Here is a 15,905-nt window from a genome sequence, read left to right as displayed (position 1 = left end):
CCAATTTAGTGTACGCCACTGCCAAGGCATCTTCCTATACCCTTACTCGACCTTTACAGTCAGGAATAGGCTTGGCAGGGTAGGCTCTTCTGGGTAACTCCCCGGGATGTTGGGCTGGAGACAGCTTTCCTTTTATTTTATCAGGAGCAGCGAATGCACGCGGTAGTTGAGCAGGTGACCCGGGATATGATCGAGCGCAGCAAACCGACCCGCGAGCGCTACCTGCAGCAGATGGCCGATGCACGCCGAAGCCGGCCCCTGCGGCAGGAACTCTCCTGCAGCAACCTGGCCCACGCCATGGCCGCCGCACCGGGCCCCGACCGCATTCGGCTACGGCAGATGGACGTCCCCAATATTGCCATCGTCTCCTCCTACAATGACCTGTTGTCGGCGCACCAGCCGTTGGGGGAGTACCCGCAGCAGCTTAAGACGGCGGTGGCTTCGGCAGGGGGAACTGCCCAATTCGCCGCCGGCGTGCCGGCGATGTGCGACGGTGTGACCCAGGGCCAGCCGGGGATGGAGTTGAGCCTGTTCAGTCGCGACCTGATCGCCATGTCCACCGCGGTGGCCATGAGCCACAATTTGTTTGATGGCCTGCTGTGCCTCGGGGTGTGCGACAAGATTGTCCCTGGCCTGCTGCTCGGCGCTTTGCGCTTTGGTCACTTGCCGGCGCTTTTTGTGCCGGCCGGGCCGATGAGTAGCGGTATCTCAAACCCGGAGAAGGCAAAGGTGCGCCAGCAGTACGCCGAGGGTAAAGTGGACCGGGAAGCGCTATTGGAGGCGGAAACCCGTGCCTACCACGGTGAGGGTACCTGTACCTTTTTCGGCACCGCCAACAGTAACCAACTGCTGATGGAGGTGATGGGCCTTCAGCTGCCCGGCAGTGCCTTCGTGCACCCCCGGGATGAACGCCGTGAATGGCTTACCCGGATGGCGGGTGAGCGGGTGGTCGCCCTGAGTGAAGCGGGCAGTGAACCGACCCCGCTGTGGAAAGTGTTGGATGAACGCAGCCTGGTCAATGGCATGGTCGGGTTGCTGGCCAGTGGTGGCTCCACCAACCATAGCCTGCACCTGCCCGCTATCGCTGCCGCCGCCGGCATCGACTTGCGCTGGGAGGATTTTGATCGGCTCTCTTCGGTGGTGCCACTGCTGGCGCGCATCTACCCCAACGGGCCGGCCGATATCAACGCCTTCCAGCAGGCGGGCGGGATTCCTCGGCTGCTGCAGGAGCTGGGGCGAGGTGGGCTTCTGCACGAAGAGGTGTCGACCGTGGCGGGCACCGGGCTGGAGCACTATCGGCGGGTACCGGCGCTGGTGGAGGGAGCCTTTTGCTGGCAGCCGGCTACCGGTGGCAACGACGATGGCGAAGTCTTGACCAGCCTTGAGCGCCCGTTCGATGCCCAGGGGGGGCTGCGCCTGCTGCAGGGAAACCTGGGCCGCGCCATGATCAAGGTCTCGGCGGTTGTGCCCAGCCAGCGGGTCGTGGAGGCTGAGGCGCGGGTGTTTGACGATCAGCATGCGCTTGAGCGCGCCTTTGAAGCGGGTGAGCTGAACCGGGATCTGGTAGCGGTGGTCCGCTTCCAGGGGCCCGTTGCGCGGGGTATGCCCGAACTGCACAAGCTGACCCCGGTGTTGGGGGTGTTGCAGGATCGGGGCTATCGGGTTGCGTTGGTTACCGATGGACGTATGTCGGGCGCCTCCGGCAAGGTCCCCGCGGCGATACACCTGTGCCCGGAGGCGGCACGGGGCGGGCTGTTGGCCAGGGTGCGCGATGGTGACCTGATCAGGGTCGATTGCGAGCACGGCGAGCTGGAACTGCTGGTCGACCCCGACCTGCTGGCTGCTCGGGAGCCTGACCCGGTGCCCGCCGTTGACCCACAGGGATGCGGCCGAGAGCTCTTTACCCTGTTTCGTCGCCAGGCCAGCAGCGCCGACACCGGCGCCACCCAATTCCCACTCGACAGTTTCTGACCCCTGCGGGCTCCGCCCTCAGGGGCTCCACCAGACCTGTAATTGCGGTAGGCTGAGGAGCGCACAAATCGGCATCTGCACCGGGTCCTGACTCGCCAGCGCGCGAGTCAGGGTCTGGTACTTCTCCTCCCCTTTCAGCAATAAGAATATATCAGCGGCGCCGGCCAGGGGAGCCAGCCCCAGGCTGATGCGCTGCTGCGGCGCGCTGGGAGCCCGCATCGCCCAGCAGCGTTGTGTGCGGTCGAGGGCCATTGCCGCGTCCAGCCCCGGGGAGCCGGGAAAAAGGGATGCGGTGTGACCGTCGTTGCCCATCCCCAGCAGCAGGAGGTCGATCGGCCACTTCATCTCTTGCAGGCGTCGCTCGCAGGCGGCCTGCCCCTGCTCCGGGCCCGCTTCTTCCCCCACCAGAGGGATCAGGTGGGTGGCGCTGGCCGGCCCCTGGAGCAAGTGCGTCCGCAACAGGTGCAGGTTGCTGTCGGGGGAGTCTGGAGCGACCCAGCGGTCATCGGCCAGGGTGGTATCGACCCGATCCCAGGGCAGCTCATAGGTGGCGAGCCGATCAAACAGGGGGGCGGGGGTGGAACCGCCGGAGAGCACCAGGCTGGCGCGGGGCTGCTGCTTGAGACGCCGACTGAGTTGGCTCGCCATCACCTGCGCCAGGCGCTGGCAGCAATGGGCGTGGTGGTCGAAGGGGTGCCAGCGGCCGGCGAGCAGGGGTGAAGGTGCGGGGCGCGGCATATCGGGGAACGTCGGGTTCATGGCTCGATACTAGGGTGCAGGGGATCGGCCTGCAAGGGAAGTTGGGGTTGGGGGTAAGCGCTGATATGCTGGTGGGCATCCCGAATGATCGGAACAAGGAGAGAACGATGACCCTGCTGGTGTCTGGAATGTTGTTATTTATTGCCATCCATCTGCTGCCGACGGCGGTCTCGCTGCGCGCCGGACTGGTGGAACGGTTGGGGGCACTCCCCTACCGCGGACTGTTTGCCCTCATATCCGCCCTGGCGCTGGTGATGATCGTTATGGGCAAGGGGCAGGCCCCTATGGTGCCTCTCTGGACCCCTCCCTCCTGGGGACGGGCCTTTACGGCACCTCTGGTGCTGCTGGGCTTTATCCTGCTGGTGGCCGCCTATCTCCCCTCCAACCTGCGTCGCCTGACGCCGCATCCGATGCTGGGTGGGGTGATCCTGTGGGCCCTGGGCCATCTGCTGGCCAATGGCGACCAGGCTTCGGCCATCCTGTTTGGCGGTTTTGCCGCCTACTCGGTGGTGGCGATCGCCTCCGCCAATCGGCGCGGTGCCACCCGTGCCCGCATCAAACAGCCCTGGTACTGGGACCTGCTGGTGGTGCTGGTCGGTAGTGCGCTGTGGACAGGCGTGCTGATGTTCCACGGCAAGCTGTTTGGGGTGCCGCTGTTTTAAGATAGCGTGTCCCCGCTGGGCCTGCGGATCGGTGGTGCTTGGGGTAGAATAGGGCTCTCGTCCGGCAACCACAGCTGCCGGTCAATCCGCCCGCAAAGCGCTGTCACAGTGCCCCCGGGGCGTGCTTCACAGGTATGCTATGACAACAACAGCCCAACCCATCGACGGGTGCTGGGAACCTCTGCTGCAGCAGGCAGCCGGGCGGGCCAGCCCCATCTCCGATAATGTACGTCGACTGTTCCACGGTCGCGGCCACTGCTTCCCGGGCCTGGAGGCCATTAATTTAGATGCCCTCGGGCGCCAATGGCTACTGACCCTCTACCGGGAGGTGGGTGAGGAGCCGCTGGCTGAGTTGGTGGCGGCGCTGCAGGCGCTGGCGCATCGCTGCAAGGGGGAGCCTCTGCAGGCCCTGTTGCTGCAGCGACGCTATCTGCCGGGGGCGCCCACCGAAGTGCTTTTGGGGGAGCTACAGCCACAACCGATCGTGATCGAAGCAGGTGCCCGCTACCAGCTGGAGCTGGGTAAACAGCAGAACAGCGGCCTGTTTCTCGATATGGCCACCGGGCGCCAGTGGTTAAGGGAGCACTCTGAGGGGGCGCGGGTGCTCAACCTGTTCGCTTACACCTGTGCCTTTTCGGTGGTCGCCATGCTCGGCGGTGCCCAGCGGGTGGTCAACCTGGACATGAGCCAGCGCTCATTGCAAAAGGGGTGGATCAACCATCGCCTTAACGGCATCGACCTGGGTCGGGTTGAGTTTTTGCCCCATGACCTGCTCAAGTCCTGGGGCAAGCTCAAGCGCAAAGGGCCTTTTGATCGGGTGATCGTCGATCCCCCCTCGTTCCAGAAGGGGAGCTTCGAGGCGGAGCGCCACTACCAGAAGGTGGTTGCTCGCCTGCCGGAGCTACTGGCCCCAGGGGGCGAGGTACTGCTGTGCCTGAACGATCCGGATCTGGGGGTCGACTTTGTGCAGCAGGCGGTCAAGGGGGCGGGTGACGCACTAGGCTTCGTGCGGCGCATTGAAACCGGAGAGGATTTTCCCGAGCAGGACACCAACAAGGGGCTGAAGCTGCTGCTTTACCGCTATGATGGTTAGGGGTTACTGAGGAGAATTGGGCATGGGGATGCGTTGCGGTTACTTTGTGCTGGGGTTGCTGGTGCTGCTACCTGTCCGCCTCCACGCACAGCCGATTCCCCTGCTGGGAGAACACCCCCTGGTCGAGGGGCAGCCGCCGACCGGTTGGCAGCCCTTAACCTTCTCGGGGCGGGAACCGACCCAATACCACTTTCTCAATGACAAGGGGCGCCCGCTCGTCTGTGCCGATGCCAAAGGGTCGGCATCGGGTCTGATCTATCGCATCGATGCCCCTGTTGAACAATACCCTTATCTGGCTTGGCGCTGGCGGATCTCCAACACCTACGAGAAGGCGCGTCTGGGGCAACGGGATGGCGATGATTTCCCCGCCCGTGTCTACATCAGCTTTGCCTACCAGCCGGAGCAGGCGGGATTTGGCCAGCGGATCCAGTATGAAGGTTATCGCTTGATCTACGGGGAGTACCCTCCGCAGGCGGTACTCAACTACGTCTGGGGCAGTGCCGAAGCGGCCGGGGCGATGGCCGTCAGCCCCTACGTGGATAACTCGATGATGCTGGTGGTCAGGGGGCGTGGGGATGTCACTGACCAGTGGCTGGAGGAGCGCCGCGATATCGCTGCCGATTACCGTCGGGCTTTCAACGCCGAGCCCCCTCCCATCTCCGGCATTGCGCTGATGAGTGACGCCGATAACACGGGTGAGCAGGCGTCGGCCTGTTTTGCGGAGATTCGACTGCTGTCGCCCTGAGCGCTCAGCGCCCGCTGATCGCCTCCAGGCTTTGGCTGTCGAGTCCCTGTACGCGGTAGGCGTGGCCAAATCCACTGACGAAGGTGCCGTGGGTGGGTGTAATCCGGAACAGGTGAAAATCCCCCAACTGTTTGAGCAGCTGCACTGTCTTGCCAAGACGCTGCTGCAGCTGGGCAATCAGTGGGGCCCAGTGCTCGCTCTCGCGCACAATGGGTTGCACCCGTGCCTGGCAGCTGAGTCGCACCCGACGAAACGGGTTGTTGCACTGGGCTTCATCTTCGATCAGCAGGATCGACAGGGCCCCCCCCTTTAGCAGGGGAGCTGTGTGGGGCGCGAGTTCGCTGAGGAAGACAAAAAAACTCTCCTGATCGCAGTAGCAGGGCGCATAACTGGCAAGCGGCATTCCATCGCTGTCCAGCGTCGCCAGCATCAGGCTGTTGCGCGTTTGCAAAAACGCCTTGAACTGTGCGCTTGGGGGAAGCTCCTCCCCCTTTGGTTTGTGATTATCCGTCACCGCCCCATGGCTCCAATCTGTTCAAACGAGCGGGCATTGTAGCCGGGGCGAAGGGGGGATAACAGGCGCAGGGGCTTGGGTTAGCAGGGGTATTTCCAGCCATCCTCAGTGGTGTCGGCAGGCATGGCGTAGAGCCGTGCGTGCAGCTTGGCACCGAGCTTGACCAGTTTGGGGGAGATATCCTTGCCGTGGCGGTACATCACCAGTTCAACCAGCGAGGTAGAAAGTACATTGAGGATCTGATGTTGCTGTGGGCTGTTTTTCATCGCACCGTCTCCTTAGGGGGCCAAAATGGCACACCTGGTACAAGTATAGGAAAGAGGGGCGGGTCGCTTTAGAGGTTTTTTCGATCAAACAGCGTCAGTAAGACGGGAATCCTATAAGTACGGCGAGGGGGCAGGGGCCCCGCCCGCCGGTCGGGGCTAGCGGGTAATCATCGAGCTGCCGGCCTTGGTGACGGTCGAGGCATCCTGTCTTGGGGGCAAGGTGATCCCCTTTTTGCAGGCAGGACGCTGGTAAAGGGCGTTGATCCAGCGCTGCAGGTGTTCCAGTCCCTCTACCGGTACACCGGACCACTCGTGAGTGCGAACCCAGGCCCAGTTGGCCATATCGGCGATGCTGTAGTCATCGACCAGGTATTCGTGGTGGGCGAGGCGGTCGTTGAGCACTTCAAACAAGCGTCGGCACTCGTGCTGGTAGCGGTCGATAGCCGGCTGAATGGTCTCGGGGAAATAGCGGTAAAAGACGTTGGCCTGCCCCATCATCGGTCCGATCCCGCCCATCTGGAACATCAGCCACTGCAATACCTGCGAGCGGGCCTTGGGCTCGGTAGGAAGAAACTTACCCGACTTTTCCGCCAGGTAGATGAGGATGGCGCCCGATTCAAAAACCGCGAAGTCGTCGTTGTCGCGGTCCACGATGGCGGGGATGCGGCCGTTGGGGCAGATCTTGAGGAAATCGGGCTGTTTCTGCTCCCCGGCCATCAGGTTGAGGGGAATCAGGTTATAGGGCAGGGCCATCTCTTCCAGCGCGATGCTGATCTTGTAGCCATTGGGAGTGGCGGCGGTATAGAGGTCGATCATGGAGGTTCCTCAATCAGGCTTTGGCACTGGGACGGCTGGAGACCTGCTGGTGCCAGCGCGTCAGGTGGGTCTGCTCGGGCGTAGGACGGACATCAATTACACGGGCGAAGTCGATGGCGCACAGGGCGGTGATATCGGCGACGGAAAACTGCTCTCCGGCGATGTAGGTGCTGCTGGCGAGGTGGTGGTCCAGCTGGGCGAGCAGCTTGCTGACCGCCTCTTTGTTGATCTCGCCCCACTCCTTGACCGGGGTCATGCGGTCTTTGAAAAAACCGGACAGGTGTTGGAAAGCCATCCCCACGCTGAGCATCAGGGAAAACTCCATGCGCCGTTGCCACATCTCGATCTGGGCCCTCTCCAGGGGATCGCGGCCCATCAGTGGCGGCTCGGGGACAGTCTCCTCAAAATAGCGGCAGATCGCGATCGACTCGGCGATGCAGGTGCCATCGCCCAGCTCGAGAACCGGCACCTTCCCCCAGGGGTTCTTGCTGCGAAAATCGGGGCTGAGGTTCTCGCCCTGGGTGATATCGACCTGGATGTACTCGATATCCACCCCCTTCTCGGCAAGGAACATACGCACGCGGCGGGCATTGGGGGCCGTTTTGGTTTCCAGTATTTTCATGGTGCTCCAGCTTTTTTGTCGTTGTTCTGTGTTGGGACGGTAAACAGTTAGACGCCAGCGATCAAGGGATAAGCAGGGGTGCCTGTCTGCTGAAGGAGGATTCTGGTCTATTTTGACAGCCGGATCGTTGCTTTTTGCCATTGCTCACCCAGCGCGCTTTCCGGAGCATCGGCGGACAATCTAACCTGAATTGATTATGCCCATTCGCCAGCGCTTACAGCACGATGGCGTGGAGGGGGTCCGAGTGGGGCGCCTCAACGCCGGTATCAACACCACCTTCATCCTCTATCGGATCGGCTCTACCCTGATCGATTGTGGGCCCTCAAACCAGTGGCGACCGGTGCGCCAATTTCTTTCCGAGCGGCGGGTCGAGCAGCTGCTGATTACGCACCACCACGAGGATCACAGCGGCAATGCGGCCAGGATCGCGCGCCAGTTCGGTATCAGGCCCCTGGCGCCCGAGCTGGCCCGCACAAAGCTGCGCCAGGGGTTTGCAACCCCGGCGTTGCAACGCCTGGTTTGGGGGCGGGCACAGCCTGTGGCGACGGACCCGCTGCCGGAGCGGGTTGAGCTGGCCGATGGGGGGACGCTGTACCCGATCCATACCCCTGGCCACGCCAGGGATCTCACCTGCTTTTTCCTGCCCCAGCAAGGCTGGTTTTTCAGTGGCGACCTCTACATCGCCAAGTCCCTGAGGATGCTGCGGGTGGATGAAAACCTGAGCCAGCTGATCGACAGCATCGGCAAGGTGCTGGAGCTCGACTTTGAGGTGCTGTTTTGCCCCCATCGGGGCATCGTAGAGCAGGGAAAGGCCTCGCTGCAGGAGAAGCTCGATAACCTGCTCAGCCTGTGTGATGAGGCACAGCGGCTCGCGCGCCAGGGACACAGCACACGCCAGATCAGTGACCGACTGTTGGGGCCAGAGGGGTGGGTGGCACGCTTTACCGGCTACAATATCTCCGCCATCAACCTGGTGTCCGGAGCCTTGGCAGTGGACCTGAGCCGGCCGGTTACCAGTCGGGTGGAGCTGCCGACCGCCTGAGGCAGGGACTGCCGCCGCGCCTCGGGCGATGTATAATCCTGCGCTGCGTTGGTTGAGGACAAAACCCGGATGAACCTGCATTTTCGCAAAGACGGTGAGGGAGAGCCCCTGCTGCTGATCCACGGACTCTTCGGTTCGCTGGAGAACCTCGGCTACCTGGCCAAACAGTTCAGTGCCCATTTCACCGTTTACTCACTGGACATGCGCAACCACGGACGCTCACCCCATCAGGACCTGATGAGCTACGAGCTGATGGTGGGAGACCTGTTACGCTTTATGGAGCAGCAGCAGCTGCAGCGGGTCAATCTGCTGGGACACTCGATGGGGGGCAAAGTGGCGATGCAGCTGGCGCTCAGCCATCCCGAGCGGGTCAGCCGGTTGATTGTGGCCGATATCGCGCCGGTCACTTACGAGGATCACCACCGCGACATCTTCAAGGGGCTTCTCAGTTTTGATCCCGCCACGCTGACCTCAAGGGCCGAGGCGGACCGGTTACTGGCCCCCTTTGTCCACGAGCTGGCGGTGCGCTCCTTCCTGTTAAAAAACCTGGTACGTCGCAGTGACGGGTTGGGGGGCTTCGGCTGGCGGGTTAATCTGCCGGTCCTCCATGGCCAGTACCAGAACATTATGCGTGGTCAGCAGGGAACCCCTTTCGAAGGGCCGACCCTCTTTATCAAAGGGGGTAACTCGGACTACATACTGCCGCGCCACCGAGACCGGGTTGCCAAACTCTTCCCCCATGCTGAGCTGAAGGTGATCAGCGGCACCGGCCATTGGTTGCACGCAGAAAAACCCGATCTCTTTTGTACCCTGAGCCTGCGCTTTCTCCAGGCCGGCTAGCGGATATATATTTGCCCTTTCATATGGGGTATTGGTAATAGAGCTGTTAGTCTTGCTGCGATGCCACAATTTAAGTACTCACACCGCCTGCTCACCGCGTTGCTCTGTTTTGCAGCCGTGTTTGCATTAGGAAGTTACTGGACCCAGCTCTCTTACCGTTCGGCCCAGAACGAGCAGCGCTTGCTGATGCAGCAGCTGGTGGATTCCGAGGCGTCGGCCATCGAGCGTCGCCTGTCTCGCTCGCTCTCCTCCACCGACATCCTGGCTCAGGAAGTACGCCAGCAGGGGGGCGATTTTCGCGACTTTGATGAGTACGCCCATGGTGTTATCCAGGCGATCGGCGGTGTCTCCAACCTTCAGCTGGCCCCGGATGGGGTGATTCGCAAAGTGTATCCGCTGGAGGGTAATGAAAAAGCCCTGGGCCATGACATCCTCAACGACGATAGCCGCCGCGAGGAGGCCCATAAAGCGATCGCCAGTCGCAGGATGACCCTTGCCGGCCCCTTTGAACTGGTACAGGGAGGCATTGCCGTCATTGGCCGCAACCCGGTATTTATCTATCGAGATGGAGAGGAGTATTTCTGGGGCTTTACCTCGGCACTTATCTTCCTCGAAGATCTCCTTGAAGTCACCGATCTGGAGGCCCTGGAGCGTAAGGGCTATCGCTATCGCCTGTCGCGCTTTGACCCGGTCAGCCGCCAGCAGGTCACCTTCGCCTCAAGTGAGAGCCCAGTAGCCGAGGATGCCTTTGAATACGCCATCGCGGTGCCTAATGCCCAATGGCGACTGGCGATGAGCCGGCCACCGTCGGCGCTGGACAGTCTTTTTTCGCTCGGCTACCCGGTGAGTTTCCTGGCGGGGTTGCTGGTGTCCTGGATGGTAAACCTGTTACTGCGCCAGCCTGAAACACTGCGCCAGGTGGTGGAGGACAAGACCCGCCGGCTGCAGGAACTGGCGTTTTACGACCCCCTGACCGGACTGGCCAATCGACGCTTGCTGCACGAGCAGTTGGAGCTGGTGCTGAAAAGATTGCACCGTGACGGCGACAGAGCCGCCCTGCTCTACCTGGATCTGGATGACTTTAAACTGGTCAATGACTCCATGGGGCATACGGCGGGGGATAACCTGCTGGCTCAGGTCGCCCAGCGCTTACGCTCCGTGGTACGTGAAAGTGATCTGGTGGCGCGGCTGGGGGGGGATGAGTTTGGCATCCTGTTACAGGATACCCATGAGCCTTCGGCGATCACCCGGGTCTGTGACAAGCTGATCCGCGCCATTGAAGAGCCTTTGACGGTGGGCGGCAAGGAGTTCCTTGTCTCGGTTTCGATCGGTGTCACCCTGTTGCCCGAGGACGGGCGCACAGTGGAAACCTTGCTGCGTAATGCCGATCTGGCGATGTACGACGCCAAGCGTGAGGGAAAGCATCAGTATCGTCTGTTCAATGACGCCATGCGCGACCAGCTAGTCCAGCGGATGCGGATTGAGGAGGACTTGAGATCGGCGCTGGAGCTTGAGCAGTTTGAGCTCCACTTGCAACCGCTGGTGAGCTTCACTGCCCGCCAGGTGATGGGGTATGAGGCGCTTATCCGCTGGCGTCATCCCCAGCAGGGGCTGCTCTACCCCGATGCTTTTATCGGAGTGGCGGAACAGTCTGGCTTGATTCGTGAAATCGGTTACCGGGTGATCCGTGAGGCTTGCCGACTGTTACGTGACGAGCAGGCGCTGCTGGGGGATGGCTGCATGATTGCCGTCAACCTCTCGCCGGCCCAGTTCTCTGATCCCGAACTGCTGTCCCGAATCGAGGCCACTGTGCTGGAGCACGGTATTGGCAGGGGGCGTCTGGAGCTCGAAATCACCGAGTCGGTGCTGATGCGTGACCTGGATGAGGCGATCGGCATATTGAACCGGGTCCAGGCCCTGGGGATAGGGATCGCGATCGATGACTTTGGCACCGGCTACTCCTCTCTGGCGTACGTTAAACGCCTGCCGATCAATAAGCTGAAGATCGATCGCAGTTTTATCCAGACCCTGAGCTGGGACCGCAGCGACCAGATGATCGTCGAGGCGATCATCGCGATGGCCCATAAGCTGGAGCTGGAGGTGGTCGCCGAAGGGGTCGAGGATGAGGATCAGTACCACCGTCTGGAGGCGTATCGTTGCGATATCGCCCAGGGCTACTGGATGAGCCGGCCCCAGTCGCTGGAGTCCCTTGTTGGGGTGCCCCAAAAGATCGCCGGTATGTTGCAGGGGCGGGGCGCCGCCTCCTGACCCTAGATCGGCAAAAAGCTGGTCGCCAGCCCATGTACCAACCGGTTGATGGTGCGCTGATTGCGTTGGGCAACGGCCTGGGCGATGCTGTCTTGCAGAGCGATCAGTTGGCCAAATAGACGCTCGAAGCTGAGGTTAGGCATCTGGGGATCGAGACTGTTGGTGAGGATCAGGGGAGCACCGGTGACATCCACCCGGGTTCTCAAGCGCCATGCCAACACCTCAATGTTGCGAGCACTGTTATAGAGTTTTTGCTCATCGAGCCGGTCGAGCAGGAAAAACTCCGACTTGTTGTCGTAGGCCTGGAGCAGCATACCGGTCAGCCCCACCATCAGCGCGAATACCCGATCCCCCCGGAATCCGGGGTCGAGAGCCAGTAGCATGGCGTCGATCGACTGGCGCCCCCCCAACTCATCAAAGATCAGTGGCGGAGGCAGGTCAAACAGCAGTTGAGTGCGGCTGGCGATGGTGGCCTGGGGGGTCTTGGCCAACTCCCTTGGATTGCGTCGGTAAAGCTTCTGCATTAACCGCTGCAGGTGTTGGTCAATCTGGGCAAGCTGGCTGTCGGCGATGAAGTCGAGGTCACTCTTGGCCAGGTTTTCCGGGCGGAATCTCTGCTCTGCCGTACAGCCAGCCAGCAGCAGTATCAGTGACCCAATCCAGATCGATCTCCATTCCATGGAACCAGCATAGGCGGTGGTCTGGAAAACTCAATGATCGCTTCAGCTGGTGTGTTCGCTCAACTCCCCGCACAGGTTGCGCGCCATCAACTCGCGTATCTTCTGCTCCTCCAGACCACAGGCGAACAAGTGATGTAACTTGGTGAACGCGGCCTCAAGGGTCATGTCACCGCCACTGATAACTCCCGCACTGGACAGTGCGGAACCGGTCGCGTAGCTGCCCTGATGCACCCCTCCCTGCAGGCACTGGCTCAGGTTGAGTATGATGGTGCCCCGGGCATTGGCCCGCGCCAGGGCATTGAGCAGGCCGGGATCGTTGTCGGGGGCATTACCAACCCCGTAGCTGCGCAGGATAAGCCCCCGGCAGTTGAGCGTCGTGACGGCATCGATCAGCTCACCACTGATACCGGGGAACAGCTGGATCGGGATCACCCGGTTGGTGGCGTAGTCATCGGGCAACTCGAAACGGGTGGCCGCGGGGGCCTTCATCAGGGCATTGTGGTTGGGTTCGATATGAATCCCGATCTGTGCCAGCCAGGGGTAGTTGGGGCTGTCAAAGGCGTCAAAGCCGGTGGCTTTAACCTTGAGACTGCGGTTGCCCCTGAGCAGCCGCCCGTTGAAGTAGAGGCACACCTCGGGAATGGCGAAGCCACAAGCCAGTTCAATGGCCGTCACCAGATTGTCCTGGGCATCATTACGGGTTTCGCTGAGGGGGATCTGGGAGCCGGTTACGATCACCGGCTTGGCGAGCCCCTGCAGCATGAAGCTGAGGGCGGAGGCGGTGTAGGCCATGGTGTCGGTACCGTGCAGCACCACAAAGCCATCGTAGTCATGGTAGCGACTGGCGATGTCCCTCGCGATCGCCAGCCAGTCGGCGGGTACGATGTTGCTGCTGTCGATCTGGTTCGGGTATTCGTGCAGATCGTAGTCGGGCATCTCGCCTGAAAGGCGCGGAGGGATCTTCTCCTCAATCAGGCGGGCAAATCCCGGCATAACCACGTAGCCTTTGGGCGAACGATGCATGCCGATGGTGCCGCCGGTGTAAGCGATATAGATACGTTTTTTCAAGCTGATGTCCTGCCCTTGCTGATCCGCCTAGTGTAACGAGCGCGCATAAAAAACGGCACCCGAAGGTGCCGTTAATTAGCCCTTAGGGCTCAGTTTGCTACCCGAATCTCGATGCGTCGGTTTTCTGCGCGTCCCGCTGCGGTTGCGTTATCGGCGATGGGGTATTGCTCACCAAGGCCAATGGCTTTGATGTTATCGTCCTTAACGCCTTTGCTGACCAGGTAGTAACGCACGGATTCTGCCCGTCGTTCAGAGAGGCCCTGATTGTAGACTTCGCTACCGATGCTGTCGGTGTAGCCCACGATCTCGACCTTCACCTCCGGGAACAGACGCAAGCGGTCGGCGGCATCATCAAGAATGGCATAGGACTCGCCCTTGATCTCTGCGGAGTCATACTCGAAGTTAACGCCACGCAACAGGGTTGGCTTGGTGGAGTCACAACCGATCACGTTCACCACAACCCCTTTTTCGGTATCCGGGCAGAAGTCACGATCATCGGGTACGCCATCCTCGTCACTGTCCATCACTACCGGTGCAGGAGGGGGTGCTTTTTTCACCGGGCACCCGTAACGATCGACCTGGGTTCCACGCGGTGTGTTGGGGCACTGGTCGAGGCGGTCAACCACACCGTCGCCATCGCTATCCAGCTCACAGCCAACGGCATCAACCTTGGCTCCCATGGGAGTGGCTGGACACTGGTCCTTGTCATCGGTAACGCCATCGCCATCAGAGTCCGGTGGCGTGGTATCGATGGCGGCGCAGATCAAACCGCTGACAATGGCGCCACCTGCCGCCGCACCGAGGGCAGAGTCTTTGTCGTCGGCAGCTACGGCACCGCCCACTACAGCGGCACCGGCCATGGCACAGTTGCGCCAGTCGGTATACCAGGGGCCTTCGGTAGCACAGCCACCGAGCAGGAATAAAATCAGCGAGCTAATGAGTAAACGGGGGGATCTTAAGATTTGCATGGGGGTTCCTTTCCAGCGGTTAATAGCAAGCGTTACTAAGTCTAGAACAGAAACAACGCTCGAGTGCACTCTTGTTTGCAGTCAACACGCTGGTTATCCTTGCGCCCACCTCTTTGACCGGATGAGCGCCTCTATGAAAATAGCGATGATCGCTGCGGTAGCTGAAAATGGAGCTATCGGCATCAATAACAAACTGCCCTGGTACCTACCCGGTGATCTGCGTTACTTCAAAGCGGTGACCCTGGGCAAACCGGTCATTATGGGGCGCAAAACCTTCGAGTCCCTGCGCAAGCCACTGCCGGGACGAACCAATATCGTGATCAGCCGGAACGCTCACTACCAGCCCGAGGGGGTCCAGGTGGTGCAGAGTCTGGAGCAGGCGATTGAACGGGCCGAGAGTGTCGGTCTGATCAATGGCCAGCCGGAGATGATGGTGATCGGTGGCGAGCAGATCTATCGGTTGGCGCTCTCAAAGGCAGAAAGGATCTATCTGACCCGGGTGTACCAGAGCTTTGAAGGGGACGCCTGGTTTCCTGAACTCGATCCGGCCCAGTGGCGGGAGGTACAACGGGAGGATCACTTCAGCGAAGATGAGCCTCCCTTGAGATACAGCTACCTGGTGCTCGACCGGGCTGAGTCCTAACTCGGTCTAGCCCTTTATGGGCAGCAGACGCGAGCCTGCCTCGCGAATCAGGGTACGACTGAGGCGATCCAGCAGCGGGCTGCGGATATTCCAGTAGTGCCAGTAGAGCTCGCTGTAGACAGCCCGTCCGGGGGCCAGCTCCTGCAGGGATCCCTCGCGAAGCTGGCGCTCTACCTGCAGCCGGGGCACCAGGCTATAGGCGATACCGAGCTGTGCGGCATCGGCAAAAGCCTGGGTCGAGGGCAGCAGGTGGTGGGGGTATTCCCCGGGTTGCAGCTGGAAATGCTGCTGCAGGTAACGTTCCTGCAGCCGATCGTCGAGGTTAAAAATCACCGTGGGGGCGCCGCGAAGCCCCTCCGCGCAGACGCCCCTGGGAAAATGGTGGCGGATAAACGCCGGGGTGGCCACCGCGATGTAGGCCATGCGCCCCAGGGGCTCGATACGACAGCCCTGGATCGGCTCGGCGCTGGAACTGATGCAGCCGATCACCTGTCCCCGTCGTAGCATGCCCAGGGTCACGCTCTCGTCCGCGCTGTGCAGGTCCAGTAGCAGGCGCTGCTGGCGACATTCGTCGGCAATGCTGTCGAGGAACCAGGTCGCCAGGCTGTCGGCGTTGATCCCGATGGAGAGCGTTTTGTACTGGGCCGAGGCCTGGGGGGAGAGTTCATCCACCAGACTCAGCTCCAGGGTATGCACCTGTTGGTAGTGACGCAGCAAGCGCAGGCCGCTGTCGGTGGCCTGGGGTGGTGTGGCGCGGATGATCAGCGGAGTCGCCATTCGCTCCTCCAGCAGCCGCACCCGCTGGGACACCGCAGACTGGGTGAGGTTAAGGCGCTGGGCGGCCTTTTCGAAACCGCCGCACTCGATCACCGCCGCAACGGCCTCCACCAATTTGTAATCCATCATAATAAAAATTAATAAACCATTAGTGCTATTAGTTTTAATTTA

General features: G+C 61.2%; 17 protein-coding genes. 8 read left to right on the top strand and 9 right to left on the bottom strand.

Annotated elements, in window-relative coordinates:
• Window positions 1-153 precede the first annotated feature (153 nt).
• A complete protein-coding gene (gene edd, locus D0544_RS10940) occupies window positions 154-1,971 on the top strand; it encodes a phosphogluconate dehydratase (protein ID WP_125016104.1) in 1,818 nt (605 codons plus the stop codon).
• 18 nt (window positions 1,972-1,989) lie between these two features.
• On the opposite strand, the gene pgl is transcribed toward edd, so the two are convergent.
• Complete coding sequence (pgl, locus tag D0544_RS10935; protein WP_125016103.1) at window positions 1,990-2,730, bottom strand: 6-phosphogluconolactonase; 741 nt, start codon at window positions 2,728-2,730, stop codon at window positions 1,990-1,992.
• Window positions 2,731-2,837: 107 nt separating this feature from the next.
• On the opposite strand from pgl, the gene D0544_RS10930 reads away from it, so the two are divergent.
• From D0544_RS10930 to D0544_RS10920, 3 genes are all read left to right on the top strand, one after another.
• Window positions 2,838-3,392: an NnrU family protein gene (locus D0544_RS10930; protein WP_164880907.1), complete on the top strand. Its 555-nt coding sequence runs from the start codon at window positions 2,838-2,840 to the stop codon at window positions 3,390-3,392.
• A 139-nt stretch (window positions 3,393-3,531) separates the two neighbouring features.
• Window positions 3,532-4,485 (top strand): class I SAM-dependent methyltransferase, encoded by a 954-nt coding sequence (locus D0544_RS10925; RefSeq protein WP_125016101.1) that lies wholly within the window; start codon window positions 3,532-3,534, stop codon window positions 4,483-4,485.
• A gap of 22 nt (window positions 4,486-4,507) precedes the next feature.
• Window positions 4,508-5,230: a DUF3047 domain-containing protein gene (locus D0544_RS10920; RefSeq protein WP_125016100.1), complete on the top strand. Its 723-nt coding sequence runs from the start codon at window positions 4,508-4,510 to the stop codon at window positions 5,228-5,230.
• A gap of 4 nt (window positions 5,231-5,234) precedes the next feature.
• Here D0544_RS10920 and D0544_RS10915 read toward each other — a convergent pair whose 3' ends face one another.
• From D0544_RS10915 to D0544_RS10900, 4 genes are all read right to left on the bottom strand, one after another.
• Window positions 5,235-5,744 carry a HugZ family pyridoxamine 5'-phosphate oxidase gene (locus D0544_RS10915; protein WP_125016099.1) on the bottom strand — a complete coding sequence of 170 codons (510 nt, stop codon included), beginning with the start codon at window positions 5,742-5,744 and terminating at the stop codon, window positions 5,235-5,237.
• An 80-nt stretch (window positions 5,745-5,824) separates the two neighbouring features.
• Window positions 5,825-6,010: a hypothetical protein gene (locus D0544_RS10910; RefSeq protein WP_125016098.1), complete on the bottom strand. Its 186-nt coding sequence runs from the start codon at window positions 6,008-6,010 to the stop codon at window positions 5,825-5,827.
• A 156-nt stretch (window positions 6,011-6,166) separates the two neighbouring features.
• Window positions 6,167-6,826 carry a glutathione S-transferase family protein gene (locus D0544_RS10905; RefSeq protein ID WP_125016097.1) on the bottom strand — a complete coding sequence of 220 codons (660 nt, stop codon included), beginning with the start codon at window positions 6,824-6,826 and terminating at the stop codon, window positions 6,167-6,169.
• A gap of 13 nt (window positions 6,827-6,839) precedes the next feature.
• Window positions 6,840-7,448, bottom strand: a complete 609-nt coding sequence (locus D0544_RS10900) for a glutathione S-transferase family protein (protein WP_125016096.1) — start codon at window positions 7,446-7,448, stop codon at window positions 6,840-6,842.
• Between the two features lie 196 nt (window positions 7,449-7,644).
• Between D0544_RS10900 and D0544_RS10895 the strand changes: the two genes are divergently transcribed.
• From D0544_RS10895 to D0544_RS10885, 3 genes are all read left to right on the top strand, one after another.
• Entirely contained in the window at window positions 7,645-8,490 is an 846-nt protein-coding gene (locus D0544_RS10895) for an MBL fold metallo-hydrolase (RefSeq protein WP_125016095.1), read from the top strand.
• A 69-nt stretch (window positions 8,491-8,559) separates the two neighbouring features.
• Window positions 8,560-9,330 (top strand): alpha/beta fold hydrolase, encoded by a 771-nt coding sequence (locus D0544_RS10890; protein ID WP_125016094.1) that lies wholly within the window; start codon window positions 8,560-8,562, stop codon window positions 9,328-9,330.
• Window positions 9,331-9,390: 60 nt separating this feature from the next.
• The gene (locus tag D0544_RS10885; RefSeq protein ID WP_125016093.1) at window positions 9,391-11,598 is read left to right on the top strand and encodes a putative bifunctional diguanylate cyclase/phosphodiesterase; all 2,208 of its coding nucleotides are present in this window, start codon (window positions 9,391-9,393) and stop codon (window positions 11,596-11,598) included.
• A 2-nt stretch (window positions 11,599-11,600) separates the two neighbouring features.
• Here the strand turns inward: D0544_RS10885 and D0544_RS10880 are convergent, their stop codons facing one another.
• The 3 genes from D0544_RS10880 to D0544_RS10870 all read right to left on the bottom strand — a co-directional run bounded on the left by D0544_RS10880 (window position 11,601) and on the right by D0544_RS10870 (window position 14,314).
• Window positions 11,601-12,278, bottom strand: a complete 678-nt coding sequence (locus D0544_RS10880; RefSeq protein ID WP_125016092.1) for a hypothetical protein — start codon at window positions 12,276-12,278, stop codon at window positions 11,601-11,603.
• 42 nt (window positions 12,279-12,320) lie between these two features.
• Window positions 12,321-13,346: an asparaginase gene (gene ansA, locus D0544_RS10875; RefSeq protein WP_125016091.1), complete on the bottom strand. Its 1,026-nt coding sequence runs from the start codon at window positions 13,344-13,346 to the stop codon at window positions 12,321-12,323.
• A gap of 89 nt (window positions 13,347-13,435) precedes the next feature.
• Window positions 13,436-14,314, bottom strand: a complete 879-nt coding sequence (locus tag D0544_RS10870; RefSeq protein ID WP_125016090.1) for an OmpA family protein — start codon at window positions 14,312-14,314, stop codon at window positions 13,436-13,438.
• 133 nt (window positions 14,315-14,447) lie between these two features.
• Here D0544_RS10870 and D0544_RS10865 point away from each other — a divergent pair, with 133 nt between their 5' ends.
• Window positions 14,448-14,957: a dihydrofolate reductase gene (locus D0544_RS10865; protein ID WP_125016089.1), complete on the top strand. Its 510-nt coding sequence runs from the start codon at window positions 14,448-14,450 to the stop codon at window positions 14,955-14,957.
• A gap of 6 nt (window positions 14,958-14,963) precedes the next feature.
• Here D0544_RS10865 and D0544_RS10860 read toward each other — a convergent pair whose 3' ends face one another.
• A complete protein-coding gene (locus D0544_RS10860; RefSeq protein WP_125016088.1) occupies window positions 14,964-15,863 on the bottom strand; it encodes a LysR family transcriptional regulator ArgP in 900 nt (299 codons plus the stop codon).
• Window positions 15,864-15,905 lie beyond the last annotated feature (42 nt).

Source organism: Aestuariirhabdus litorea, from assembly GCF_003864255.1.
Taxonomy (GTDB): Bacteria; Pseudomonadota; Gammaproteobacteria; order Pseudomonadales; family Aestuariirhabdaceae; genus Aestuariirhabdus; species Aestuariirhabdus litorea.
This window is presented reverse-complemented; position numbering and strand designations above follow the sequence as displayed.